Below are 25,676 nucleotides of genomic sequence, written 5' to 3' on the forward strand. Positions count from 1 at the left end.
GGCGCCGCACCGCCTAAACTCCCGCCATGCCATCGCCCGCCGCTTCCGTTTCCCCGCCCACCCTCGAACGCGTCGACATCCCGCTCGGCGACCGCAGCTATCCCATCCTCATCGGCGCCGGACTGTTCGACGATCCCCAGACCTACGGCATCGTGCCGCAGGCGGCCAGCGCGCTGATCGTCAGCAACACCACGGTCGCGCCGCTCTACGCCCAGGGTCTGCGCCAGGCGCTGGCCGGCCGGTTCCGGCAGGTGCATCTGCTCGAGCTGCCCGATGGCGAGGTCTACAAGAACCTCGAGACCCTGAACCTGATCTTCGACGCGCTGCTGGGCCACGGCAGCGACCGCAAGACCGTGCTGTTCGCCCTCGGCGGCGGCGTGGTCGGCGACATGACCGGTTTCGCGGCCGCCAGCTACATGCGCGGCGTGCCCTTCGTCCAGGTGCCGACCACCTTGCTGGCGCAGGTCGATTCCTCGGTCGGCGGCAAGACGGCCATCAACCATCCGCTGGGCAAGAACATGATCGGCGCGTTCTACCAGCCGCAGTTGGTGGTCTGCGACCTCGGCACCCTGCAGACCCTGCCGCCGCGCGAACTCAGTGCCGGCCTGGCCGAGGTCATCAAGTACGGGCCGATCCACGACATGGCCTTCCTCGACTGGATCGAAGCCAACATCGACGCCCTGGTGGCGCGCGATCCCGCCGCGCTCGCGCATGCGGTCAAGCGCAGCTGCGAGATCAAGGCGCTGGTGGTCGGCCAGGACGAGCGCGAGACCGGCCTGCGCGCGATCCTCAATTTCGGCCACACCTTCGGCCATGCGATCGAATCGGGCCTGGGCTATGGCGAGTGGCTGCATGGCGAGGCCGTGGGCTGCGGCATGGTGATGGCGGCGCGGCTGTCGCAGCGCCTCGGCGGCGTGGATGCGGCCTTCGTCGAGCGCCTGACCCGCCTGATCCAGCGCGCCGGCCTGCCCACCGTCGGCCCCGACCTCGGCGCGGAGCGCTACCTCGAACTGATGCGCGTCGACAAGAAATCCGAGGGCGGCGAGATCCGCTTCGTGGTGATCGACAAGCCCGGCTCCGCCATCATGCGCGGCGCGCCCGACGCGCTGGTGCGCGAGGTGCTCGCGCAATCCTGCGCGGCGGCCTGAGCCCCGTTCCGATGGCCGGCATCGCCACCGCGGATCCATGAGCCTCGCGCCCTACGCCTCGCACCCCGCGCGTTCGCGCGGCCGCCGCCATCCCGAGCCGCCCGCGCCCACGCGCGACGCCTTCCAGCGCGATCGCGACCGCATCGTGCATTCGACGGCGTTCCGGCGGCTGGTCTACAAGACGCAGGTGTTCCTCAACCACGAAGGCGACCTGTTCCGCACGCGGCTCACCCATTCGCTCGAGGTGGCGCAGCTCGGCCGTTCGATCGCGCGTGCGCTGCGGCTCAACGAGGACCTGGTCGAGGCGGTCGCGCTGGCCCATGACCTGGGCCACACGCCCTTCGGCCACGCGGGGCAGGACGCGCTCAATGCCTGCATGGCCGAGCACGGCGGCTTCGAGCACAACCTGCAGAGCCTGCGCGTGGTCGATGCGCTCGAGCATCGCTATCCGCAGTACGACGGTCTCAACCTCAGCTTCGAGACGCGCGAGGGCATCCTCAAGCACTGCTCGCGCGCCAATGCCGAGAAGCTCGAGGCGGCCGAGCCCGGCGGCGTGGCGCGCCGCTTCATCGACCGCACCCAGCCCGGCCTCGAGGCGCAGCTGTGCAACCTGGCCGATGCGATCGCCTACAACGCCCACGACATCGACGACGGCGTGCGCTCCGGCCTGATCGCCGTCGAGCAACTGGCCGAGGTCGAGCTGTTCGAGCGCTACCGGCGCGAGGCGCTGGCCGAATACCCGGCGCTCAGCGGTCGCCGCGTGCTCTACGAGACCATCCGCCGCATGCTCAGCGCCCAGGTCTACGACGTGATCGACGCCACCCGCGCGACGCTCGAGGCGCTCGCGCCCGGCGATGCCGACGCGGTGCGCCGTGCGCCGCCGGTGGTCGCGTTCAGCGAGGGCATGCGCGCGCAGTCGGAGACGCTGCAGCGCTTCCTGTTCCGCAATCTCTACCGCCATCCGCAGGTGGTGCAGACCACCGATCAGGCGCGCGAGGTGGTGCGCGAACTGTTCGATGCCTACCTCGAGCGCGGCGCCGAGATGCCCGAGTCCTTCGCCGAGCGCGCCGATCGCCCACGTGCCGTGGCCGACTACATCGCCGGCATGACCGACCGCTTCGCGATGCGCGAGCACGAGCGGCTGACCGGCCGGCGCGGCATCGCGCGCGCCGACGGGCCGACGGCATGACATCGGCCGGCGCGCGCCCGCGCATTCCCGCGGCCGCCTTCGCGGTCGTGGTCGCGGGCGTCAGCGCCGCGCTGCACCTGGGCAAGCTGCCGCCCGCGGTGCCGGCGCTGCAGGCGTCGCTGGGCATCGGTCTGGTCGAGGCCGGCTTCCTGCTCTCGCTGGTGCAGGTCGCGAGCATGACGCTGGGCCTGCTCGCGGGGCTGGCGGCCGACACCATCGGCCTGCGCCGCAGCATGCTGGGCGGACTGGTGGTGCTGACCCTGGCCAGCCTCGCGGGCGGCGCGGTTGGCAGCCATCTGCCCCCCGAGCAGGCCGTGCCCTGGCTGCTGGTGCTGCGCGCCGTCGAGGGCATCGGCTTCCTGCTGGCGGTGATGCCGGGCCCGGGCCTGATCCGCGCCCTCACGCCCGCGGGCGCCGACAAGGCCGCGCTGGGGCTCTGGGGCGCCTACATGCCGTTCGGCGTGGCGCTGGCCCTCTTGCTCGGCCCGGTGCTGATCGGCTGGAACGGCTGGCCCGGCTGGTGGTGGGCGCTGGCGCTGGTGTCGGCGCTGGCGGCCGCCTGGCTGCTCGTCGCGGTGCCGGCCGACCGGCAGCGCGCGCCGAGCGCCGCCGCCGTGCCCGAGAGCGGCTGGTCGCGCCTGCGCACCACCGTCGGTGCGCGCGGGCCCTGGCTCACGGCGCTGAGCTTCGCCGTCTATTCGGCGCAGTGGATGGCGGTGATCGGCTTCCTGCCCGCGATCTATGCCGGCGCGGGCGTGCCGGCCGGCTGGAACGCGGTGCTCACGGCGCTGGCCGCGGCGATGAACATCGTCGGCAACATCATGGGCGGGCGCTGGCTGCAGCGCGGCATCGCGCCCGAGCGGCTGCTGCAGTGGGGCTTCCTGATCATGGCGCTGGGCGGCATCGCGGCTTTCGCTGAACTGCGCGGGCCGGGCGCCGATGCCGTCGGGCTGCCCGCCTCGCTGCGCTTCGTGGCCGTCTGCGCCTTCTCGCTCGCGGGCGGCATGGTGCCGGCCACGCTGTTCCTGCTCGGCGTGCGCTTCGCGCCCGGGCCGGCCACCGTGTCGACCACCGTCGGGCTGATGCAGCAGGCCTCGTCGCTGGGCCAGTTCCTGGCGCCGCCGACCGTTGCCTGGGTGGCGCACCGCGTCGGCGGATGGCACTGGACCTGGGTCGCGACGCTGGCCTGCTCGCTGACCGGCATCGCGATCGCGCGCCGGCTCGGCCGCGCGCGGCTGGCGCTGGAGGCGGCGACGCCATGAGCGGCGATGCTTCCGTCACGGCCGAGCAGGCCGTCGCCGACACGCGCCGCTGGCTCGAGCGCGCGGTGATCGGCCTCAACCTGTGCCCGTTCGCGAAGGCCGTGCACGTCAAGGGCCAGATCCACTACGCCACCTATTTGTCCGCCGAGCATGACGACCTGCTCGACGCTTTGCTCGCCGAAGCGCGGCAGCTCGTCGCGCTCGATGCCGCCGAGCGCGACACCACCTTGCTGATCGCGCCGAACGCGCTTTCGGACTTCCTCGACTTCAACGATTTCACGGCGCGCGCCGAGCGCCGGCTCGCCAAGGCCGGCTTCGACGGCGTGCTGCAGCTCGCGAGCTTCCATCCGCAATTCCAGTTTGGCGGCGCCGAGCCCGACGACATCGGCAACGCGACCAACCGCGCGCCCTATCCCACGCTGCACCTGCTGCGCGAAGAGAGCGTGGACCGCGCGGTCGAGGCCTTTCCCGATGCCGAAGAGATCTTCGGCCGCAACATCGACACCCTCGAGGCCCTCGGGCCCGAAGGCTGGGCCGCGCTCGACGTCGGCCCCGGGAGCACCCCCTCATGAATACCCACGCACCGAAGAAGACCCGCGAAGACCATTCCGCCAAGGGCGGCAAGACCGCCAAGGTGGCGAAGGCCGATGCCGAACTCGCCGAGTCCCTGCGCCCGGGCCAGTCGGTCGAGCTGCTCAAGGAGCTGCACATCCTCACGCGCGAGGGCCGGCTCAACCAGGACTCGCGCCGCAAGCTCAAGCAGGTCTACCACCTGTTCCAGTTCATCGAGCAGCTGCTGCGCGAGCTGCCCGAGGGCGGCGCCAACGCCACGCTGGCCGACCATGGCGCGGGCAAGTCGTACCTGGGCTTCATCGTCTACGACCTGTTCTTCCGCGCGGGGCAGGGCGGTCACGTCTACGGCATCGAGACGCGCGCCGAGCTGGTCCAGAAATCGCGCGAACTCGCGCAGCGGCTGGGCTTCGACCGCATGTCCTTTCTGAATCTGACGGTAGCCGAGTCCGCCACCGCGGGTGAGCTGCCATCGCAGATCGACGTGGTGACCGCGCTGCATGCCTGCGACACCGCCACCGACGACGCGATCGCCTTCGGCCTCGCGAAAAAGGCCCGCTGCATGGTGCTGGTGCCCTGCTGCCAGGCGGAGGTAGCGGCCTGCCTGCGCGAGACCAAGGCGCTGGCGCTGTCGCGCACGCCGCTGGCCGAGCTCTGGCGCCATCCGCTGCACACGCGCGAGATCGGCAGCCAGCTCACCAACGTGCTGCGCTGCCTGTACCTCGAGGCCAACGGCTACAGCGTCACCGTGACCGAGCTCGTGGGCTGGGAGCACAGCATGAAGAACGAACTGATCCTCGCGCGCCACACCGGCCAGCGCAAGGCGAGCGCGGCCGCGCGGCTGCGCGAACTGCTGGCGCAGTTCGGGCTCGATGCGTTGGGCGATACCCGCTTTCGGCTCGACTGAGCCGCGCGCCGCGCCGGGTCAGCGCGAAGCCAGCAGCGCCGGCAGCGCGTCGCGCGTGGGCCAGGCCAGCGTCTTCCACGGGCTGCGCTCGTCTTCCAGCAGCCGTTCGGTCACCGATGCCAGCACCTTGCGGCCCATGAAGTTGCTGCCCGCGGCATCGCGTTCGCCTTCGAGGAAGCTGCGGCCGTAGCCCTCCCAGCCGTCGAAGCGCTCGATCGCCAGCGCCACCGCCGGCTCGAGCGCATCCAGCGCCTCGCGCGCTTGCAGGTAGCCGACCGCCGCCGAGCCGGTCGCAAGGTGCGCGAAGCGGGCGATCCACACGGCCAGTTCGCCATCCGTGCTGCGGGCCATCGCCTCGGCCGCGTCGTGGGTGTCGGCGATGGCTTCGCGTGCCTGTGCCTCGTCGCCCGCGTCGAAGTCGCGCGCCAGCAGCTTCTTCCACGGCGCGACTTCCTCGTCGGGGATCGGCACGCACAGCAGGTGCACCGCGCTGCGGTTCGCTTCCTTGGCGGCCTTGAGCTCGGGCGCGAAGGTCTCGCGGTAGATCGCGGCCAGCGCCACGGCCACGTTCTCGTAGCGCGACGAGGCCGCGAGACGGGCCTCGAGCGCCGCGCCGTCCTGCTGCGCCTTGGCCTCGCGCTCGGCGGTTTCCTGCGCCAGCTCGGCGCGTCCCTCCGCCATGCCTTCCTTGACCGTATCGAGCATTTCCTTGAAGAACTTGAACATCGAATGGCTCCTCCCCCGCCACGATGGAATGGTTCGGCGGGCGGCTTAGGATACAGGCCCCGCGCGTCAACCCCTTCCTGGCCCATGGCCCGCCTTCCCCGTCTCACCCTTGCCGGCTTGCCGCACCACGCGATCCAGCGCGGCAACAACCGCCAGCCGATCTTCGTGGACCGTGCCGACCACGAGAAGCTGCTCGCCCTGCTGGCCGACAGCGCCACGCGCTTCGGCGTCGCGGTGCATGCCTACGTGCTGATGGACAACCACTTCCACCTGCTGGCCACGCCCGACACCGCCACGGGGCTGCCGCAGCTGATGCAGGCGGTCGGGCGCAGCTACGTGCGCTACTTCAACGACCGCCATGGCCGCAGCGGAACGCTGTGGGAAGGGCGCTACAGGTCGACCCTGATCCAGACCGAGCGCTACCTGCTGACCTGCATGGCCTACATCGACCTCAACCCGGTGCGCGCGGGGCTGGTGATCGATCCGCGCGACTTCGCGTGGTCCAGCCATGCGCACTACGCGGGGCTGCGGCACGACCGGCTGCTCACGCCCCATCCGCTGTACTGGGAGCTCGGTAACACCCCGTTCGCGCGCGAGGCCGCGTATGTCGAACTGGTGCGCGCGGGCGTCCGGGCCGCCGACCAGTCGGCGCTGACCGAGGCCACGCTGCGTGGCTGGGCGGCCGGCGACGCCGATTTTCTGGAAGCGTTGCAGAAGAACACCGAGCGTCGGGTGCTGCCGGCCAAGGCCGGGCGGCCGCCTTCGGGCATCAAAAGCTGAGCCGAAGCGAGTGGAAACCGCCGTCCGGTGGTCGTTTCCTGCTATCCAAATTGATGTGTCCCCAATTAAATTCTGACAAGAAAACTCAAGATTTAATCGGAATCTGACCCCTATTAAAGTGTTTGGCATTCTTTGTGCATCGCAATATGCTCCCAATCCCTGCGAAAACTGAAGGAGTGCGCCATGACGACGGCTGCCGAGATTCAACATCTCCAACAACACGGTCTGTATTCCGGTGCCGACGAGCACGATGCCTGCGGCGTCGGCTTCGTGGCCCACATCAAGGGCGAGAAGAGCCACGCCATCGTGCTGCAGGGCTTGAAGATCCTCGAGAACCTCGACCATCGCGGCGCCGTGGGCGCCGACAAGCTGATGGGCGACGGCGCCGGCATCCTGATCCAGCTGCCCGACCACCTGTACCGCGACGAGATGGCCAAGCAGGGCGTCACGCTGCCCCCGCCGGGCGAGTACGGCGTCGGCATGATCTTCCTGCCGAAGGAACACGCCTCGCGCCAGGCCTGCGAGCAGGAAATGGAACGCGCGATCAAGGCCGAAGGCCAGGTGCTGCTGGGCTGGCGCGACGTGCCGGTCAACCGCGACATGCCGATGTCGCCCACCGTGCGCGAAAAGGAACCGCTGCTGCGCCAGGTCTTCATCGGCCGCGGCAACGACGTGATCGTGCAGGACGCGCTCGAACGCAAGCTCTACGTGATCCGCAAGACCGCGAGCGCCAACATCCAGCGCCTGAAGCTCAAGCACAGCAAGGAATACTACGTTCCGAGCATGTCGAGCCGCACCGTGGTCTACAAGGGCCTGCTGCTCGCCGACCAGGTCGGTACCTACTACCTCGACCTGCAGGACAAGCGCTGCGTCTCGGCCCTGGGCCTGGTGCACCAGCGCTTCTCGACCAACACCTTCCCCGAGTGGCCGCTGGCCCACCCGTACCGCTACGTCGCGCACAACGGCGAAATCAACACGGTCAAGGGCAACTACAACTGGATGAAGGCGCGCGAGGGCGTCATGTCGTCTCCCGTGCTCGGCGCCGACCTGCAGAAGCTCTACCCGATCAGCTTCGCGGGCCAGTCCGACACCGCCACCTTCGACAACTGCCTCGAGCTGCTGACGATGGCCGGCTACCCGATCAGCCAGGCCGTGATGATGATGATTCCCGAGCCCTGGGAACAGCACAGCACCATGGATCCGCGCCGCCGCGCGTTCTATGAATACCACGCCGCCATGCTCGAGCCCTGGGACGGCCCGGCCTCGATCGTGTTCACCGACGGCCGCCAGATCGGCGCCACGCTCGACCGCAACGGCCTGCGTCCCTCGCGCTACTGCGTGACCGACGACGACCTGGTCATCATGGCCTCCGAGTCGGGCGTGCTGCCCGTGCCCGAGCAGAAGATCGTGCGCAAGTGGCGCCTGCAGCCCGGCAAGATGTTCCTGATCGACCTCGAGCAGGGCCGCATGATCGACGACGAGGAGGTCAAGGCCACCCTCGCCAACAGCAAGCCCTACAAGCAGTGGATCGAGAACCTGCGCATCAAGCTCGACAGCGTGCAGGCCGAGCCGGTCGCCGCGCCGATCTCGCAGGTCGCGCTGCTCGACCGCCAGCAGGCCTTCGGCTACACCCAGGAAGACATCAAGTTCCTGATGAGCCCGATGGCGCAGGCCGGCGAAGAGGGCATCGGCTCGATGGGCAACGACAGCCCGCTGGCCGTGCTCTCGAGCAAGAACAAGCCGCTGTACAACTACTTCAAGCAGCTGTTCGCCCAGGTCACGAACCCGCCGATCGACCCGATCCGCGAAGCCATCGTGATGTCGCTGGTGTCCTTCATCGGCCCCAAGCCCAACCTGCTCGACATCAACCAGGTCAACCCGCCGATGCGGCTCGAGGTGAGCCAGCCGATCCTCGACTTCGCCGACATGGCGAAGCTGCGCGACATCGGCAAGTACACGCAGGGCAAGTTCAAGAGCTACGTGCTCGACATCACCTACCCGCTCGCCTGGGGCGACGAAGGCGTCGAAGCCAAGCTGGCCTCGCTGTGCGCCGAAGCCGTCGATGCCATCAAGGGCGGCCACAACATCCTGATCGTGAGCGACCGCGGCGTCGGCCCGACGCAGGTCGCGATTCCCGCCGTGCTGGCGCTGTCGGCCGTGCACCAGTACCTGGTGCGCGAGGGCCTGCGCACCACGGCCGGCCTGGTGGTCGAGACCGGTTCGGCGCGCGAGGTGCACCACTTCGCCGTGCTCGCGGGCTACGGCGCCGAGGCGGTCCATCCCTACCTCGCGATGGACACCCTGGCCGGCATGCATGCCGACCTGCCGGGCGCGCTGAGCGCCGACAAGGCGATCTACAACTACGTGAAGGCGATCGGCAAGGGTCTGTCGAAGATCATGTCGAAGATGGGTGTCAGCACCTACATGAGCTACTGCGGCGCCCAGCTGTTCGAGGCCATCGGCCTGAACAGCGAGACCGTCAGCAAGTACTTCACCGGCACCGCCAGCCGCGTGGAAGGCATCGGCGTGTTCGAGATCGCCGAGGAGGCCATCCGCATGCACAAGGCCGCCTTCGGCGACGACCCGGTGCTCGCCAGCATGCTCGACGCCGGCGGCGAATACGCCTGGCGCACGCGCGGCGAAGAGCACATGTGGACGCCCGACGCGATCGCCAAGCTGCAGCACAGCACGCGCGCCAACAACTGGAACACGTACAAGGAATACGCCCAGCTGATCAACGACCAGAACCGCCGCCACCTCACGCTGCGCGGCCTGTTCGAGTTCAGGATCGATCCGGCGAAAGCAATTCCCGTGGACGAAGTCGAATCGGCGGCCGACATCGTCAAGCGCTTCGCCACCGGCGCGATGTCGCTGGGCTCGATCAGCACCGAGGCGCACTCGGTGCTGGCCGTGGCCATGAACCGCATCGGCGGCAAGAGCAACACCGGCGAAGGCGGCGAAGACCCCGCGCGCTACCGCAACGAGCTCAAGGGCATCCCGATCAAGCAGGGCGACACGCTGCGCAGCGTGATCGGCGCCGAGAACGTCGAGGTCGACCTGCCGCTCAAGGACGGCGACTCGCTGCGCTCGCGCATCAAGCAGGTGGCCTCGGGCCGCTTCGGCGTCACGGCCGAGTACCTGCATTCGGCCGACCAGATCCAGATCAAGATGGCCCAGGGCGCGAAGCCGGGCGAGGGCGGCCAGCTGCCGGGCGGCAAGGTCACCGAGTACATCGGCAAGCAGCGCTACGCGGTGCCGGGCGTGGGCCTGATCTCGCCGCCGCCGCACCACGACATCTACTCGATCGAGGACCTGGCCCAGCTGATCCACGACCTGAAGAACACCGCGCCGCACGCCAGCATCAGCGTGAAGCTGGTCAGCGAGATCGGCGTCGGCACCATCGCCGCGGGCGTGGCCAAGTGCAAGAGCGACCACGTCGTGATCGCCGGCCATGACGGCGGCACGGGCGCCTCGCCCTGGTCGTCGATCAAGCATGCGGGCAGCCCGTGGGAGATCGGCCTGGCCGAGACGCAGCAGACGCTGGTGCTCAACCGCCTGCGCAGCCGCATCCGCGTGCAGGCCGACGGCCAGATGAAGACCGGCCGCGACGTCGCCATCGGCGCGCTGCTGGGTGCCGACGAGTTCGGCTTCGCCACCGCACCGCTGGTGGTCGAGGGCTGCATCATGATGCGCAAGTGCCACCTCAACACCTGCCCGGTGGGCGTGGCCACGCAGGACCCGGTGCTGCGCAAGAAGTTCTCGGGCAAGCCCGAGCACGTCGTCAACTACTTCTTCTTCGTCGCGGAAGAGGTGCGCCAGATCATGGCCCAGCTCGGCATTCGCAAGTTCGACGACATGATCGGCCGCGCCGACCTGCTCGACATGCGCAAGGGCATCGAGCACTGGAAGGCCTCGGGCCTCGACTTCAGCCGCCTGTTCGCGCTGCCGAACGTGCCGGCCGACGTCTCGCGCTTCCATGTCGAGAACCAGGACCACGGCCTCGACAAGGCGCTCGACGTCCGGCTGATCGAGAAGTCGCGTCCCGCGATCGACAAGGGCGAGAAGGTGCAGTTCATCGAGGTGGCGCGCAACGTCAACCGCTCGGTGGGCGCGATGCTCTCGGGCGCGCTGACCAAGGTGCATCCGCAGGGCCTGCCCGACGACTCGATCCGCATCCAGCTCGAGGGCACGGGCGGCCAGTCGTTCGGCGCCTTCCTGGCACGCGGCATCACGCTGTACCTGATCGGCGACGCCAACGACTACACCGGCAAGGGCCTGTCGGGCGGCCGCGTGGTGGTGCGCCCCAGCCTCGACTTCCGCGGCGAGGCCGCGCGCAACACCATCGTCGGCAACACCGCGCTGTACGGCGCGACCACCGGCGAGGCCTACCTGTGCGGCGTGGCCGGCGAGCGCTTCGCGGTGCGCCTGTCGGGCGCCACGGCGGTCATCGAAGGCACGGGCGACCACGGCTGCGAATACATGACCGGCGGCACGGTGGCCGTGCTCGGCAAGACCGGGCGCAACTTCGCGGCCGGCATGAGCGGCGGCGTGGCCTTCGTCTACGACGAGGACGGCCAGTTCGCCTCGCGCTGCAACATGGCGATGGTCTCGCTCGACAAGGTGCTGACCTCGGCCGAGCAGACCGCCAGCGTGCATCGCAAGATCTGGCACGGCGGCGAGACCGACGAGGCCCAGCTGAAGAAGCTGCTCGAGGACCACCACCGCTGGACCGGCAGCAAGCGCGCGCGCGAGCTGCTCGACACCTGGGCCGTGTCGCGCACCAAGTTCGTCAAGGTCTTCCCCAACGAGTACAAGCGCGCCCTCGGCGAGCTGCACGACCGCAAGGTCGAGCTCACCAGCACCGGCAACAACGCGCATGTCGGCCTCGAGCCGCACGCGATCGCCGCCGCGCCCAAGACGGCGCCGGCCGCCGCCTGAAGGCGCCGGTGAACGAAGACACAACGAAGGAACAGCACGATGGGAAAGATCACCGGTTTTCTGGAGCATGAGCGCATCGAGGAGGGCTATCGCCCGGTCGAGGAACGACTCAAGCACTACAAGGAATTCGTCGTCGGCCTGGACACCGACCAGGCGAAGGTGCAGGGCGCGCGCTGCATGGACTGCGGCACGCCGTTCTGCAACAGCGGCTGCCCGGTCAACAACATCATTCCGGACTTCAACGACCTGGTGTACCGCAACGACTGGCAGAACGCCTTCGCGGTGCTCGACTCGACCAACAACTTCCCGGAGTTCACCGGCCGCATCTGCCCCGCGCCCTGCGAGGCGGCCTGCGTGCTCAACGTGAACGACGACGCGGTCGGCATCAAGTCGCTCGAGCACGCGATCATCGACCGCGCCTGGGACGAAGGCTGGGTCGCGCCGCGCGTGGCCAAGCACAAGACCGGCAAGAAGGTCGCGGTGGTGGGCGCGGGCCCGGCCGGCATGGCCGCCGCGCAGCAGCTCGCGCGCGCCGGCCACGACGTGACGCTGTTCGAGAAGAACGACCGCATCGGCGGCCTGCTGCGCTACGGCATCCCCGACTTCAAGATGGAGAAGTCGCACATCGACCGCCGCGTCGAGCAGATGAAGGCCGAGGGCGTGGTGTTCCGCACCGGCGTGGTCGTCGGCGCCGCCAAGGATCCGCTGGGCAAGGGCTCCAAGGTCACCAACCTGGCCAAGGAAACCGTCACGCCCGAGCAACTGCAGAAGGACTTCGACGCCGTGCTGCTGACCGGCGGCGCCGAGCAGTCGCGCGACCTGCCGGTGCCCGGACGCGACCTCGACGGCATCCATTTCGCGATGGAGTTCCTGCCGCAGCAGAACCGCGTCAATGCGGGCGACAAGGTCAAGGGCCAGCTGCGCGCCGACGGCAAGCACGTGATCGTGATCGGCGGCGGCGACACCGGCTCCGACTGCGTGGGCACCAGCAACCGCCATGGCGCCGTGAGCGTCACGCAGTTCGAGCTGATGCCGCAGCCGCCCGAGGAAGAGAACCGTCCGCTGACCTGGCCCTACTGGCCGATCAAGCTGCGCACCAGCTCCAGCCACGACGAGGGCTGCGAGCGCGAGTTCGCGATCTCCACGAAGGAGTTCATCGGCGAGAAGGGAAAGATCACCGGCCTGAAGACCGTTCGCGTCGAATGGAAGGACGGCAGGATGCAGGAAGTGGCCGGCAGCGAGCAGGTGCTCAAGGCCGACCTCGTGCTGCTCGCGATGGGCTTCGTGAGCCCCGTGGCGACCGTGCTCGATGCCTTCGGCGTCGAGAAGGATGCGCGCGGCAATGCGAAGGCCAGCGTCGACTTCATCGGCGGCTATGCCACCAACGTGCCGAAGGTCTTTGCCGCCGGCGACATCCGCCGCGGCCAGTCGCTGGTGGTGTGGGCGATCCGCGAAGGCCGCCAGGCCGCGCGCTCGGTCGACGAGTTCCTGATGGGTTTCAGCGACCTGCCGCGATAGGTCCAGGTGCCGCGCCGGCCCTCCCTCGGGAGGGCGGATGTCTCCTCCAAACGGAGCAGGCTGCCACGGCGGAAATTTGTTTCAATTCGGCGGGGCTTCTCGCGGCTCCTTTATCATCCGCGGAAACCGCATGCCGGGATGCCTCCTCAGGGCGCCCGGCTTTTTTATTGAGATGGACCCAGCCGCACAGCCACAGCCCTTCGTAGAGTTTCGCGACGTTCGCTTCGGCTATGGCGAGCGCGCGATCCTCGACGGCGTCTCGTTCTCGCTGCCGCGCGGCAAGGTCACGGCGCTCATGGGCGCGTCCGGCGGCGGCAAGACCACCGTGCTGCGCCTCATCGGCGGCCAGCAGCGCGCCCAGCGCGGCGAGGTGCTGTTCGACGGCCACGACGTCGGCCGCATGGACGCTTCCACGCTCTATGCCGCGCGGCGCCGCATGGGCATGCTGTTCCAGTTCGGCGCGCTGTTCACCGACATGAGCGTGCTCGACAACGTGGCCTTTCCGCTGCGCGAGCACACCGAGCTGCCCGAGGCGCTGGTGCGCGACATCGTGCTGATGAAGCTCGACGCCGTCGGCCTGCGCGGTGCGCGCGACCTGATGCCCAGCGAAGTCTCGGGCGGCATGGCGCGGCGCATCGCGCTGGCCCGCGCGATCGCGCTCGACCCCGACTTCGTGATGTACGACGAACCCTTCGCCGGCCTCGACCCGATCTCGCTCGGCACCGCGGCGCGGCTGATCCGCCAGCTCAACGACACGCTGGGACTCACCAGCATCATCGTGTCGCACGACGTGGAGGAAACCTTCCGCATCGCCGACCAGGTGATCGTGCTCGCCAACGGCGGCATCGCCGCGCAGGGCACGCCCGACGAGGTGCGCAACAGCAGCGATCCGCTGGTGCACCAGTTCGTGCATGCGCTGCCCGACGGTCCGGTGCGCTTTCATTACCCGGGCGTCGGCATCGAGGAAGACTTCGGCCCCGCGCACGGAGGCCATCCATGAGCTGGTGGAACCCGCGCGACGTCGGCTTCGCCGTGCGCAGCAAGCTGTCCGACCTCGGCTATGGCGCCAAGCTGTTCCTGCGGCTGGCCTTCCAGGGCTCGCGCAGCCTGCGCCGCTTCGCGCTGGTGCGCGACCAGATCCATTTCCTCGGCAACTACTCGCTCGCGATCATCGCGGTGTCGGGGCTGTTCGTGGGCTTCGTGCTCGGTCTGCAGATGTATTACGCGCTGCAGCGCTACGGTTCTTCCGAAGCGCTCGGCCTGCTGGTCACGCTGAGCCTGGTGCGCGAGCTCGGGCCGGTGGTGGCGGCCCTGCTGTTCGCGGGCCGCGCCGGCACTTCGCTCACGGCCGAGATCGGCCTCATGAAGGCCGGCGAACAGCTCAGCGCCATGGAGATGATGGCGGTCGACCCGGTGCAGCGCATCCTCGCGCCGCGCTTCTGGGCCGGCGTGATCACGATGCCGCTGCTGGCGGCCGTGTTCAGCGCGGTCGGCATCCTCGGCGGCTACGTGGTGGGCGTGCTGATGCTCGGCGTCGATCCCGGCGCGTTCTGGGGCCAGATGCAGGCCGGCGTCGATGTCTGGCGCGACGTCGGCAACGGCGTCATCAAGAGCATCGTGTTCGGCTTCACCGTGACCTTCATCGCGCTGCTTCAGGGCTACGAGGCGCAGCCCACGCCCGAGGGCGTGTCGCGCGCCACCACGCGCACGGTGGTGGCGGCTTCGCTGTCGGTGCTGGGGCTGGATTTCCTGCTCACGGCCATGATGTTCAGTATCTGAAGGGGCTCGCCCCGATCGTTCTAGATAGAGAGTGCAACCATGCAACGTTCCAACAACGACATCTGGGTCGGCCTGTTCGTGCTGCTCGGGGCGGCCGGGCTGCTGTTCCTCGCGCTGCAGTCGGCCAACCTGTTGAGCCTGAACTTCCAGAAGACCTACACCGTCACCGCGCGCTTCGACAACATCGGCGGCCTGAAGCCGCAGACGGCCGTCAAGAGCGCCGGCGTGGTGATCGGTCGCGTGCAATCGATCTCGTTCAACGACAAGACATTTCAGGCCGACGTGACGCTGGCATTGCAAAACCGTTACAGTTTTCCCAAGGACAGCTCGCTGAAGATCCTCACCAGTGGCTTGCTCGGCGAGCAGTACATCGGGATCGAGGCGGGCGTCGAGGAGAAGAACCTGCAGGCCGGCGACACGATCACCGCCACCCAATCGGCGGTGGTGCTCGAGAACCTGATCAGCCAGTTCCTCTATAGCAAGGCCGCCGAGGGAAGCTCCACACCGGCCAACAGCAACAAGAAATGAAAAACCGTCACCCCCTATTGAATGCTATGAATAACATAGCGACTTATGCCCGATGGATGGGCGTTTCCGCGCTCCTGTCGGTGCTCGCCGCGTGCGCCACCGGCCCCCAGGCCAACCCGCTCGATCCGCTCGAGCCCTTCAACCGCGGCGTGACCCGCTTCAACGACGTCGTCGACGAGAACGTGCTCGTGCCGGTGGCCACCACCTACACCCGCGTGCTGCCCTCGCTGGTGCGCACCGGCGTCAGCAACTTCTTCAACAACGTCGGCGACGTCTGGAACTTCGCGAACAACGTGGCGCAGGGCAAGGTGCAGAACAGCGCCCAGACCTTCATGCGCCTGAACGTCAACACGATCTTCGGCCTCGGCGGCCTGCTCGACATCGCGACCGAGGCGGGCATCGACCGCCACGACGAGGACTTCGGCCAGACCCTGGGCTACTGGGGCGTGGGCTCGGGCCCGTACCTCGTGCTGCCGCTGCTCGGCCCCTCGACCGTGCGCGATGCCGCGGCGCTGCCGGTGGACCGCTGGGGCGACCCGATCTCGCACATGAACGACGTGGCGTGGCGCAATTCGCTCAACGTGCTGAACCTGGTCGACACCCGCGCCAAGTACCTGCGCGCCGGCCGCCTGCTCGACGACGCGGCGCTCGACAAGTACACCTTCACGCGCGACGCCTACCTGCAGCACCGCCGCAGCGATATCTACGACGGCAATCCGCCCGACGAGCGCGAGGACATCGACACCAAGGATGGCAAGGGCGGCGACGGCAAGTAAGCGCCGGCCCGCCGTGCCCGGCGCGCGGCAACCCAGGCGACCGGCCGTGGCATTCGCTTGCATCCGGTTGCAGGCTTCATCCGACGTTCAGGAACCCGGTAGGCCGGTAGCCTGTCGAAACCGTTCCAGACTTGGCGCGGCTGCTCTCTTTTTCGAAGAGCCGCGCGGCAGATCCAACCAGAGGGACTCACGATCATGACAAAAACCCAGACCTTGATTCAACGACGCAGCCTCGGCCGCCTGGTGCTGGCCGGCGCGCTGCTGATCGGCGCCGGCGTCGCCTTCATGCGCCCCGCGCAGGCCGCGGACGAAGCGCCCGACGCGCTGGTCAAGCGGCTGTCGACCGACGTGCTCGAGACCATCAAGGCCGACACCTCGATCAAGGCCGGCGACGTCAACAAGATCATGCTGCTGGTCGACAGCAAGATCATGCCGAACGTCAATTTCCAGCGCATGACCGCCTCGGCCGTCGGCCCGGCCTGGCGCCAGGCCACGCCCGAGCAGCAGAAGCGCCTGCAGGAAGAGTTCAAGACCCTGCTGGTGCGCACCTATGCCGGTGCACTCGACCAGGTGAGCGACCAGACCGTCACCGTGCGTCCCTACCGCGGTTCGCCCGACGACAAGGAAGTGCTGGTGCGCACCGAGGTCCGCGGCCGCGGCGACCCGGTCCAGCTCGACTACCGCCTCGAGAAGACGCCCGGCCAGGGCGGCGGCTGGAAGGTCTACAACCTCAACGTGCTCGGCGTGTGGCTGGTCGATACCTACCGCACCCAGTTCTCGCAGGAGATCAACGCCCGCGGCATCGACGGCCTGATCACCGCGCTGGCAGCCCGCAACAAGGGCGGCGCCAAGGGCTGAGCCCGCCCAGGCGCGCCGAAGAGGAGCCGAGGCCATGCTGGTCCTGCCCACGAAGCTCACGCACGACGAGGCGCCCGCCTGCATGCGCATGCTGCAGAAGGGCCTCGCCGGCCAGACCGACGCCTCCGCCACCGTGGTCGATGCCAGCGCGCTGGTGCAGTTCGACTCGTCGGCGCTGGCGGTGCTGCTCGAATGCCGCCGCGAGGCCAGCGCTCTGGGGCGCGGCTTCGCGGTGAAGGGCCTGTCGCCGCGGCTGCGCGAGCTGGCGGCGCTCTACGGGATCGCCGGCCTGCTGCCGGCCGCGCCCTGATCCCTTCTTCCTCTCGCTCTCGCCCTTGCGAGTTCAGGAGGCCGGAACGGCCTCCATCAGCAGCTTCAGTGCATCGTTGAGCGCCCGGCCGTAGACCGGCGCGCCCTTCGAATGCCCGATGCGCACGATCACCAGGTCGTGCGAGGGCACGATCAGCACCACCTGCCCGTCCGCTCCCAGCATGTAGTAGGCCGAGGTCGGCACCGGGAACGCCGTGACGCCGTTGATCGACCCGTTGAGCCAGAAGAAGCCGCCGTAGATCGGCCGCTTGTCGGCCGCCCAGCCCGGCGCCACGGTGCGCACGAAATTCACGAAGCCCTCGGGCAGCAGGCGCTCGCCGTTCCAGACCCCGTCCTGCAGGTACAGGTTGGCCAGCCGCGCCCAGTCGCGGCCCGACATGAAGTCATAGCCCTGGGCCATGAAATTGCCGTAGGGATCGGTCTCCAGCACCATCGAGCGGATGCCGATCTTGTCGAACAGCGCGCGCTGCGGGAACGACAGGTACTCCTCGCCGCGCTTCTCGACCGCCAGGCGCACCAGGTAGCTGGCCAGCACGGGGTCGGTGTTGCGGTAGCGGCCCACGAGGTTGGGCTGCCATTGCTGCGGCCGCGTGGCGGCGTAGTTGAAGGCGTTGATGCGCCCCGTGTAGAAGTAGATGTGGTCGGGGTAGGTGCCGTTGGGGTCGAAGTCCGGATCGTCGGGCGCCTTGATGCGCAGCCCGCTCGACATGTGCAGCAGGTCCGAGATGCGGATCTTCTGGCGCGGGTCGCCTTCGCCCTGCCATTCGGGAATGGGCGCCGGCTGGTCGAGGGTGTAGACGCCCTGCTTGATCAGCAGGCCCATCATCGTGGCCACCACGCTCTTGCCCATCGACCACGATTCCAGCGGCGTCGTCGGGCCGATGCCCTGCATGTAGCGCTCGCCGATGATCCGGCCCTTGTGCGTGACCACGAAGGCCGAGGTGTAGGCCTCGGGGATGGCGAAGGCGGCATCCACCGCCTGCGCCACCTTGGCCATGTTCACGCCGGCCGGTGGCGCGGTGCTCGGCAGCAGGTCGCCCATCGGCCAGGGCTGGGTGGCCGCATCGGGCAGCGTGCTCTTGACCTCGATCGGCGTGAAGAACACGTCGTCGCGCCCGGGCGGCAGCGTCACGCAGCCTTGCGAGCCGAACTGGCGCGCGGTCAGGGTCGGGCCGCCGGGGATGGCGATGCGCACTTCGCGCTTCGTGCGGTCGATGACCGGCTTGCCGACCTTCCTGCGTTCCGAATACGGCCCGACGAAGTAGCCGATGGTCTCGGCGGCGACGTCCGGGTCGAGCCCGGTGATGAAGACCGCCGAGCACATCGCCTTGGCATAGCCCGAGGTGTTGTGTTCGAGCACGTTGCCGGGCGGCGGCACGTAGGGGGTGTTGAGCTCGAGGGAGCGGGCGCGCGCGATCAGCGCCTCGCGCGACGGCAGCTCGGCCGTGCTGGGCGGCGGCGTGCCACCGACGATGGGCAAGCCGCCCCCTCCACCGCCACCGCCGCAGGCGGACAGCAGGCTCGCAAGAATCAGGGCCCCGGCGGCCAGCCAGGGCCGGGCAGGGCGGTGCAACGATCGCAATCGCATCACGAAGGCTCCTCGCGACGGCCGGCGTGGGCGGTGCCCCGCTCGGCGTCGGGCGCGATTCTGATCCGAACCGGGCCCGCGGTCCTTCAGGGTCCGCCGGGCTTGCATTCCCGCACGAACTGCGCTGGAGGACCCGCGCCCTTAAAATCCTGGCCTCCCATGCCCGCGATCTCATTCCAATCGGTCTCCAAGACCTATCCTCCCTCACGACAGCAGCGGGCCCAGGGCAAGACCGGGCTGCGGGCGGTCGACGAGGTCAGCTTCGACATCGAGCCCGGCGAGTTCTTCGGCCTGCTCGGTCCCAACGGGGCCGGCAAGACCACGCTGATCAGCATGCTCGCGGGCCTCTCGCGACCCACCGCCGGGTCGATCAAGGTGCATGGCTTCGACGTGCAGCGCGATTACGCGCAGGCGCGCCGCCAGCTCGGCATCGTGCCGCAGGAGCTGGTGTTCGACCCCTTCTTCAACGTGCGCGAGTCGCTGCGCATCCAGTCGGGCTACTTCGGCATCACCAACAACGAGGCCTGGATCGACGAGCTGCTGCAGAGCCTGGGCCTGGCCGACAAGGCCACGGCCAACATGCGCCAGCTCTCGGGCGGCATGAAGCGCCGGGTGCTGGTGGCGCAGGCGCTGGTGCACAAGCCGCCAGTGATCGTGCTCGACGAGCCCACCGCGGGCGTCGACGTCGAGCTGCGCCAGACGCTGTGGCAGTTCGTCGCGCGGCTCAACAAGCAGGGCAGCACGGTGCTCTTGACCACCCATTACCTCGAGGAAGCCGAGGCGCTGTGCAACCGCATCGCGATGCTCAAGCTCGGCCGCGTGATCGCGCTCGACCGCACCAGCGAGCTGCTGAAGTCGGCCGCGAGCAACGTGCTGCGCTTCAAGACCGATGCGATGCTGCCCTGGGAAATCGCCCAGCACGCGCGCATCACGGGCCGCATCGTGCAGCTGCCGGCGCAGAACGCGCACGAGGTCGAACAACTGCTGGCCGCCATCCGGCAGGCCGGCGTGGCGGTGGAAGACGTGGAAATGCGCAAGGCCGACCTGGAAGACGTGTTCATCGACCTGATGGCGGGCGAGCAGACGCCGCTGGAGGTTGCACGATGATGGCTGTCACCGGCTGGCGCGCGCTGCTCTACAAGGAAACGCTGCGCTTCTGGAAGGTCGGCTTCCAGACCGTCGGCGCGCCGGTGCTCACCGCGCTGCTCTACCTGATGGTGTTCGGCCATGTGCTCGAGGACCACGTGAAGGTCTACGGCACCGTTGGCTACACCGCCTTCCTGATCCCCGGGCTGGTGATGATGAGCGTGCTGCAGAACGCCTTCGCCAACAGCTCGTCCTCGATCATCCAGAGCAAGATCATGGGCAACCTCGTGTTCGTGCTGCTCACGCCGCTGTCGCACTGGGGCTGGTTCCTGGCCTACGTGGGCTCCTCGGTGATCCGCGGGCTGGCGGTGGGGCTCGGCGTGTTCCTGGTCACGATCTTCTTCGCGGTGCCCGACTTCGCGGCGCCCGTGTGGATCCTGGTGTTCGCGCTGCTCGGCTCGGCCATGCTCGGCACCCTGGGCCTGATCGCCGGGCTCTGGGCCGAGAAGTTCGACCAGATGGCCGTGTTCCAGAATTTCCTGATCATGCCCATGACCTTCCTGTCGGGCGTGTTCTATTCGATCGGCTCGCTGCCGCCGTTCTGGCAGTCGGTGAGCCACCTGAACCCCTTCTTCTACATGATCGACGGCTTCCGCTACGGCTTCTTCGGCGTCAGCGACGCCTCGCCGTGGCTGAGCTTCGGGATCGTCGGCAGCGCCTGGCTCGTGGTCAGCGCGATCGCCGTCCACCTGCTGAAGATCGGCTACAAAATCCGAGGCTGAACGGCCCACCCCACACTCCATGACCGCAGACCAACTCAAGGCCATCATCCAGTCCCACCTGCCGTGCGAGCACATCGCGCTCGAGGGGGACGGCCGACATTGGTACGCCACCATCGTCTCGGCCGAATTCGAGGGCAAGCGCTCGATCCAGCGCCATCAGCGGGTCTACGCCACCCTCGGTGCGAAAATGCACACCGATGAGGTGCATGCGCTCTCGATGAAGACCTATACGCCGTCCGAATGGGCGGCGGCTGAAAAATAACTCTCCGGGCCTGCGGGCCCTTTGCGAGCCACTCGCTGGACCTTCGATGGACAAACTCCTGATTCGCGGCGGGCGCCAGCTCCGCGGCGAAGTACTCATTTCCGGCGCCAAGAACGCCGCGCTGCCCGAACTGTGCGCGGCCCTGCTGACCGACCAGCCCGTGGTGCTGCACAACGTGCCGCGGCTGCAGGACGTGTCGACCATGCTCAAGCTGGTGCGCAACATGGGCGTGTCGGCCGAGCGCGACGACAACGGAACCGTGCGCCTGAACGCCGGCGACCTGACCCGCCCCGAGGCCCCGTACGAACTCGTGAAGACGATGCGCGCCTCGGTGCTGGCGCTGGGCCCGCTGCTGGCGCGCTTCGGCCAAGCCAAGGTGTCGCTGCCGGGCGGCTGCGCCATCGGCTCGCGGCCGGTCGACCAGCACATCAAGGGCCTGCAGGCCATGGGCGCCGAGATCGTGGTCGAGCACGGCTACATGGTCGCGCGCCTGCCCGCGGGCCGCACGCGCCTGAAGGGTGCGCGCATCCTGACCGACATGGTGACCGTCACCGGCACCGAGAACTTCCTGATGGCCGCCGCGCTGGCCGAGGGCGAGACGCTGCTCGAGAACGCCGCGCAGGAGCCCGAGATCGTCGACCTGGCCGAGATGCTGATCCGCATGGGCGCGAAGATCGAGGGCCACGGCACCAGCCACATCCGCATCCAGGGCGTGGAGAAGCTGCACGGTTGCGAGCACGCCGTGGTGGCCGACCGCATCGAGGCCGGCACCTTCCTGTGCGCCGTGGCGGCCGCGGGCGGCGAGGCCTTGCTGCGCCATGCGCGCGGCGACCACCTCGACGCGGTGATCGACAAGCTGCGCGACGCCGGCTGCGAGGTCGGCTGCGAGCAGGACGGCATCCGCATCGCCTCGAAGGGCGCCGAACAGCTCAAGGCCCAGAACTTCAGCACCACCGAATACCCGGGCTTCCCGACCGACATGCAGGCGCAGTTCATGGCGCTCAACGTGATCGCGCACGGCGCCTCGATGGTCACCGAGACCATCTTCGAGAACCGCTTCATGCACGTGAACGAGATGGTGCGCCTGGGCGCGCGCATCCATGTCGAGGGCAAGGTGGCGATGGTCGAGGGCGTGCCGCAGTTGTCGGGCGCCACCGTGATGGCGACCGACCTGCGCGCCTCGGCCAGCCTGGTCATCGCCGGCCTGGTGGCCGAGGGCGAGACGCTGGTCGACCGCATCTACCACCTGGACCGCGGCTACGACCGCATGGAAGCCAAGCTGCGCGGCCTCGGGGCCGACATCGAACGCGTGACCGGAGCCACCGCATGATCACCCTGGCGCTTTCCAAAGGCCGCATCTTCGAAGAGACCATGCCGCTGCTGGCCGCGGCCGGCATCGAGGTCACGGAAGACCCCGAGAAGTCGCGCAAGCTGATCCTCGGCACCACCCGCCCCGACGTGCGCGTGGTGCTGGTGCGCGCCTCCGACGTGCCGACCTACGTGCAGTACGGCGGCGCCGACCTCGGCGTGACCGGCCTCGACGTGCTGCTCGAGCACGGCAACCAGGGCCTGTACCAGCCGCTCGACCTGCGCATCGCCGCCTGCCGCCTCAGCGTGGCCGTGCGCGCCGACTACGACTACGCCTCGGCCGTGCGCCAGGGTTCGCGCCTCAAGGTCGCGACCAAGTACGTGGGCCTGGCGCGCGACTTCTTCGCCAGCAAGGGCGTGCACGTCGACCTGATCAAGCTCTACGGCAGCATGGAGCTCGCGCCGCTGACCGGCCTGGCCGACGCCATCGTCGACCTGGTCTCGACCGGCAACACGCTCAAGGCCAACCAGCTGGTCGAGGTCGAGCGCATCATGGACATCAGCGCGCGCCTGGTCGTCAACCAGGCCGCGCTCAAGCTCAAGCGCGAACCCATCCGCCGCATCATCGACGCCTTCGCGTCGGCCATTCCCTCCGCCTGATCCCTCGAACCGCACTTCGCCAAATGACCCTGCAAGCAGCCCCCGCCCGACTGTCCACGACTTCAGCCAGCTTCGATGCTGAATTCAAGGCGCGGCTGCATTGGTCCGCGGATGCCGATGCCGCGATCGAGAAGACGGTGGCCGACATCCTGGCCGACGTGCAGGCGCGAGGCGACGCGGCGGTGCTCGAGTACACGCGCCGCTTCGACGGCCTGGGCGCCGCTTCGGTGTCCGAGCTCGAGCTGACGCAGGCCGACTTCAAGCAGGCCTTCGACTCGCTGCCCGCCGTGCAGCGCGAGGCGCTGCAGGCTGCGGCCGACCGCGTGCGCAGCTACCACGAGGCGCAGAAGAAGGCCTCGGGCGAGAGCTGGAGCTACCGCGACGCCGACGGCACGCTGCTGGGCCAGAAGGTCACGCCGCTCGATCGCGTGGGCATCTACGTGCCCGGCGGCAAGGCGGCCTATCCGTCGAGCCTGCTGATGAACGCCATTCCGGCCCACGTGGCCGGCGTGAGCGAGATCATCATGGTCGTGCCGACCCCGGTGAAGGGCAGCGTGGCCACCGGCGGCGCCGGCGGCGAATCGTCCGGCAAGGGCGAGCGCAACGTGCTGGTGCTGGCCGCCGCCTACGTGGCCGGCGTCACGCGCGCCTTCACCATCGGCGGCGCGCAGGCCGTGGCCGCGCTGGCCTATGGCACCGCGACCATTCCCGCGGTCGACAAGATCACCGGGCCCGGCAATGCCTACGTGGCCGCCGCCAAGCGCCGCGTGTTCGGCACCGTGGGCATCGACATGATCGCGGGCCCGAGCGAGATCCTGGTGCTGGCCGACGGCAGCACGCCGCCCGACTGGGTGGCGATGGACCTTTTCAGCCAGGCCGAGCACGACGAGCTCGCGCAGAGCATCCTGCTGTGCCCCGACGCCGCCTACATCGACCGCGTGCAGGCCGAGATCGACCGCCTGCTGCCGACCATGCCGCGCGCGGCGATCATCGCCGCCTCGCTCAACGGCCGCGGCGCGCTGATCCACACGAAGAGCATGGAAGAGGCCTGCGAGATCAGCAACCGCATCGCGCCCGAGCACCTGGAAGTCAGCAGCAGCGAGCCGCAGCGCTGGGAGCCGCTCTTGCGCCACGCCGGCGCGATCTTCCTCGGCGCCTTCACCAGCGAGAGCCTCGGCGACTACTGCGCCGGCCCGAACCACGTGCTGCCCACCAGCGGCACCGCGCGCTTCTCGAGCCCGCTGGGCGTGTACGACTTCCAGAAGCGCTCGAGCCTGATCGAGGTCAGCGAGGCCGGGGCCCAGGTGCTCGGGCCGATCGCCGTCACGCTGGCCGAGGGCGAGGGCCTGCAGGGCCACGCCGAGGCCGCGCGCATGCGGCTGCGCAAGGTTTGACGGCCGCGGCCGCGGGCCCGGTTCCGATGGCATTTCCGTCCACAACCCGCTCGGGAGGAGCAAGGCTGATGATGAATCAACGTCTGCGTCGTTCGCGCCTGTTCAAGTTCGCCTTCGGCCTGCTGGCCGGTGCCGCGCTGCTCGTGGCCTGCACCCCGATGCCGCGCACCCAGAGCCAGGCCGAGGCGGTGCCGAGCACGGCCGCCGCGGTTGCCGCGCCCGCCGCGCCGGCGCCGCGCCTGGGCACCCAGTGGGGCGAAGGCCGCGAATCGAACACGCGCAGCGTGCAGGTCCAGCGCTACACGCCCGAGCAGCCCGACGAGGTCGCCTCCATCGGCTACAACGACGCCGCCAGCGTGCGCCGCGGCGTCGGTGCCAATCCCGAGCGCCGGCTCAACCTGCAGCTGGCGCAGGGCAATGTCGAATGGTCGGTGATCGACGAATCGGGCCGCGCCATCGCGCTGCAGCGCGCGCGCCGCGGCACGGGCGGCGACGAGAACTTCCGCCTCGCCGGTGCCGAGGGCGCGCGCTACACGCTGCGCTTTCGCAACCTCAGCGATCGCAGCTACGAGGTGATCGCCACGGTCGACGGCCTCGACGTGCTCAACGGCAAGCCCGGCAGCCTGCGCAACGGCGGCTACGTGCTGCGTCCGCTGCAGGTGCTCGACATCGAGGGCTTCCGCAAGAGCCAGTCCGAGGTCGCGGCCTTCCGCTTCGCCACGCCGGGCCGCGCCTATGCCGCCAACACCGAGGCCGGCGACGCGCGCAACATCGGCATCCTCGGCGCCGCGCTGTTCGAGATCGCGCAGCCCGACGCCCCGCGCCGTCCGCGCCGCGGCCCCGATGCCGCGCAGCCCAACGCCTTCCCGGCCGACGGCGCGACCGGCTACGCGCCGCCGCCGCGCTACGCGAAGTGAGGCCCGCCATGCAGCGCACGCGCCTCCTGTTGCTGCCGCTCGCGCTGGCCGCGGCCAGCCTGGGCGCCCAGGCCATGAGCATCCGCGAGTTCCACACCCTCGAGGTGAAGGAGAAGAAGCAGGGCAAGGCCTACGCCAGCTACTACCTCGTGGGCGTGCTCGAGGGCCTGCGCGAGGCGGGCGACGCCGCTCGGCGCGCGGGCCAGAAGCCGCTGTTCTGCGTCGACGGCCGCCGGCTCGAGCCTTCGATGGCGCGCTCGCTGTTCGAGGCCGAGCTCAAGCGCAACGCCGAGCTCTACGAGGCCGACATGCCGGTGCAATTGGTGCTGTCGACCGCGCTGCAGAACAGCTTCCGCTGCGCTTCCTGAAT

At 69.0% G+C, this 25,676-nt stretch carries 24 protein-coding genes; 22 read left to right on the forward strand and 2 right to left on the reverse strand.

Annotated features, from left to right (window positions below; genetic code table 11):
• Positions 1-26: 26 nt before the first annotated feature.
• Genes aroB through INQ48_06920 form a run of 5 tightly spaced genes read left to right on the forward strand, consistent with a single transcriptional unit; the run spans position 27 to position 5,076 of the window.
• On the forward strand, positions 27-1,148 hold the full coding sequence (aroB, locus tag INQ48_06900; GenBank protein QRF58957.1) for a 3-dehydroquinate synthase: 1,122 nt from the start codon (positions 27-29) through the stop codon (positions 1,146-1,148).
• A gap of 37 nt (positions 1,149-1,185) precedes the next feature.
• A complete protein-coding gene (locus INQ48_06905; GenBank protein QRF58958.1) occupies positions 1,186-2,337 on the forward strand; it encodes a deoxyguanosinetriphosphate triphosphohydrolase in 1,152 nt (383 codons plus the stop codon).
• The gene (locus INQ48_06910; GenBank protein ID QRF58959.1) at positions 2,334-3,599 is read left to right on the forward strand and encodes an MFS transporter; all 1,266 of its coding nucleotides are present in this window, start codon (positions 2,334-2,336) and stop codon (positions 3,597-3,599) included. Before INQ48_06905 ends, INQ48_06910 begins: the two co-directional genes overlap by 4 nt.
• Positions 3,596-4,171, forward strand: coding sequence for a DUF1415 domain-containing protein (locus INQ48_06915; protein QRF58960.1), 576 nt, complete (start codon positions 3,596-3,598; stop codon positions 4,169-4,171). Before INQ48_06910 ends, INQ48_06915 begins: the two co-directional genes overlap by 4 nt.
• On the forward strand, positions 4,168-5,076 hold the full coding sequence (locus INQ48_06920; protein ID QRF58961.1) for an SAM-dependent methyltransferase: 909 nt from the start codon (positions 4,168-4,170) through the stop codon (positions 5,074-5,076). The genes INQ48_06915 and INQ48_06920 overlap by 4 nt, the downstream gene beginning before the upstream one ends.
• A gap of 18 nt (positions 5,077-5,094) precedes the next feature.
• On the opposite strand, the gene INQ48_06925 is transcribed toward INQ48_06920, so the two are convergent.
• Entirely contained in the window at positions 5,095-5,802 is a 708-nt protein-coding gene (locus tag INQ48_06925; GenBank protein ID QRF58962.1) for a DUF1266 domain-containing protein, read from the reverse strand.
• 84 nt (positions 5,803-5,886) lie between these two features.
• On the opposite strand from INQ48_06925, the gene INQ48_06930 reads away from it, so the two are divergent.
• From INQ48_06930 to INQ48_06970, 9 genes are all read left to right on the forward strand, one after another.
• On the forward strand, positions 5,887-6,582 hold the full coding sequence (locus INQ48_06930) for a transposase (GenBank protein QRF58963.1): 696 nt from the start codon (positions 5,887-5,889) through the stop codon (positions 6,580-6,582).
• Between the two features lie 183 nt (positions 6,583-6,765).
• Positions 6,766-11,520 (forward strand): glutamate synthase subunit alpha, encoded by a 4,755-nt coding sequence (locus INQ48_06935; GenBank protein QRF58964.1) that lies wholly within the window; start codon positions 6,766-6,768, stop codon positions 11,518-11,520.
• Between the two features lie 39 nt (positions 11,521-11,559).
• Positions 11,560-13,038 carry a glutamate synthase subunit beta gene (locus INQ48_06940; protein QRF58965.1) on the forward strand — a complete coding sequence of 493 codons (1,479 nt, stop codon included), beginning with the start codon at positions 11,560-11,562 and terminating at the stop codon, positions 13,036-13,038.
• Between the two features lie 130 nt (positions 13,039-13,168).
• Positions 13,169-14,038: an ABC transporter ATP-binding protein gene (locus INQ48_06945; GenBank protein QRF58966.1), complete on the forward strand. Its 870-nt coding sequence runs from the start codon at positions 13,169-13,171 to the stop codon at positions 14,036-14,038.
• Entirely contained in the window at positions 14,035-14,817 is a 783-nt protein-coding gene (gene mlaE / locus INQ48_06950; protein QRF58967.1) for a lipid asymmetry maintenance ABC transporter permease subunit MlaE, read from the forward strand. The genes INQ48_06945 and mlaE overlap by 4 nt, the downstream gene beginning before the upstream one ends.
• A gap of 39 nt (positions 14,818-14,856) precedes the next feature.
• The gene (mlaD, locus tag INQ48_06955; protein QRF58968.1) at positions 14,857-15,345 is read left to right on the forward strand and encodes an outer membrane lipid asymmetry maintenance protein MlaD; all 489 of its coding nucleotides are present in this window, start codon (positions 14,857-14,859) and stop codon (positions 15,343-15,345) included.
• Between the two features lie 26 nt (positions 15,346-15,371).
• Complete coding sequence (locus INQ48_06960) at positions 15,372-16,121, forward strand: VacJ family lipoprotein (protein QRF58969.1); 750 nt, start codon at positions 15,372-15,374, stop codon at positions 16,119-16,121.
• A gap of 195 nt (positions 16,122-16,316) precedes the next feature.
• Entirely contained in the window at positions 16,317-16,979 is a 663-nt protein-coding gene (locus INQ48_06965; GenBank protein QRF58970.1) for an ABC transporter substrate-binding protein, read from the forward strand.
• Positions 16,980-17,013: 34 nt separating this feature from the next.
• Complete coding sequence (locus INQ48_06970; protein QRF58971.1) at positions 17,014-17,289, forward strand: STAS domain-containing protein; 276 nt, start codon at positions 17,014-17,016, stop codon at positions 17,287-17,289.
• 33 nt (positions 17,290-17,322) lie between these two features.
• Here INQ48_06970 and INQ48_06975 read toward each other — a convergent pair whose 3' ends face one another.
• On the reverse strand, positions 17,323-18,897 hold the full coding sequence (locus INQ48_06975; protein QRF58972.1) for a serine hydrolase: 1,575 nt from the start codon (positions 18,895-18,897) through the stop codon (positions 17,323-17,325).
• A 159-nt stretch (positions 18,898-19,056) separates the two neighbouring features.
• Between INQ48_06975 and INQ48_06980 the strand changes: the two genes are divergently transcribed.
• The 8 genes from INQ48_06980 (at position 19,057) to INQ48_07015 (ending at position 25,674) form a co-directional block, all read left to right on the forward strand.
• Entirely contained in the window at positions 19,057-20,004 is a 948-nt protein-coding gene (locus tag INQ48_06980; GenBank protein ID QRF58973.1) for an ABC transporter ATP-binding protein, read from the forward strand.
• Complete coding sequence (locus INQ48_06985; protein QRF58974.1) at positions 20,001-20,765, forward strand: ABC transporter permease; 765 nt, start codon at positions 20,001-20,003, stop codon at positions 20,763-20,765. Before INQ48_06980 ends, INQ48_06985 begins: the two co-directional genes overlap by 4 nt.
• Before the next feature lie 19 nt (positions 20,766-20,784).
• Positions 20,785-21,027, forward strand: a complete 243-nt coding sequence (locus tag INQ48_06990; protein ID QRF58975.1) for a BolA family transcriptional regulator — start codon at positions 20,785-20,787, stop codon at positions 21,025-21,027.
• Between the two features lie 46 nt (positions 21,028-21,073).
• Positions 21,074-22,357 carry a UDP-N-acetylglucosamine 1-carboxyvinyltransferase gene (gene murA, locus INQ48_06995; protein ID QRF58976.1) on the forward strand — a complete coding sequence of 428 codons (1,284 nt, stop codon included), beginning with the start codon at positions 21,074-21,076 and terminating at the stop codon, positions 22,355-22,357.
• The gene (locus INQ48_07000) at positions 22,354-22,995 is read left to right on the forward strand and encodes an ATP phosphoribosyltransferase (GenBank protein ID QRF58977.1); all 642 of its coding nucleotides are present in this window, start codon (positions 22,354-22,356) and stop codon (positions 22,993-22,995) included. Before murA ends, INQ48_07000 begins: the two co-directional genes overlap by 4 nt.
• 23 nt (positions 22,996-23,018) lie before the next feature.
• On the forward strand, positions 23,019-24,389 hold the full coding sequence (gene hisD, locus INQ48_07005; protein QRF58978.1) for a histidinol dehydrogenase: 1,371 nt from the start codon (positions 23,019-23,021) through the stop codon (positions 24,387-24,389).
• Positions 24,390-24,460: 71 nt separating this feature from the next.
• Complete coding sequence (locus tag INQ48_07010; protein QRF60644.1) at positions 24,461-25,306, forward strand: hypothetical protein; 846 nt, start codon at positions 24,461-24,463, stop codon at positions 25,304-25,306.
• An 8-nt stretch (positions 25,307-25,314) separates the two neighbouring features.
• Entirely contained in the window at positions 25,315-25,674 is a 360-nt protein-coding gene (locus INQ48_07015) for a hypothetical protein (protein ID QRF58979.1), read from the forward strand.
• Positions 25,675-25,676: the final 2 nt, after the last annotated feature.

It is taken from the genome of Variovorax paradoxus (assembly GCA_016806145.1).
Taxonomy (GTDB): Bacteria; Pseudomonadota; Gammaproteobacteria; order Burkholderiales; family Burkholderiaceae_C; genus Variovorax.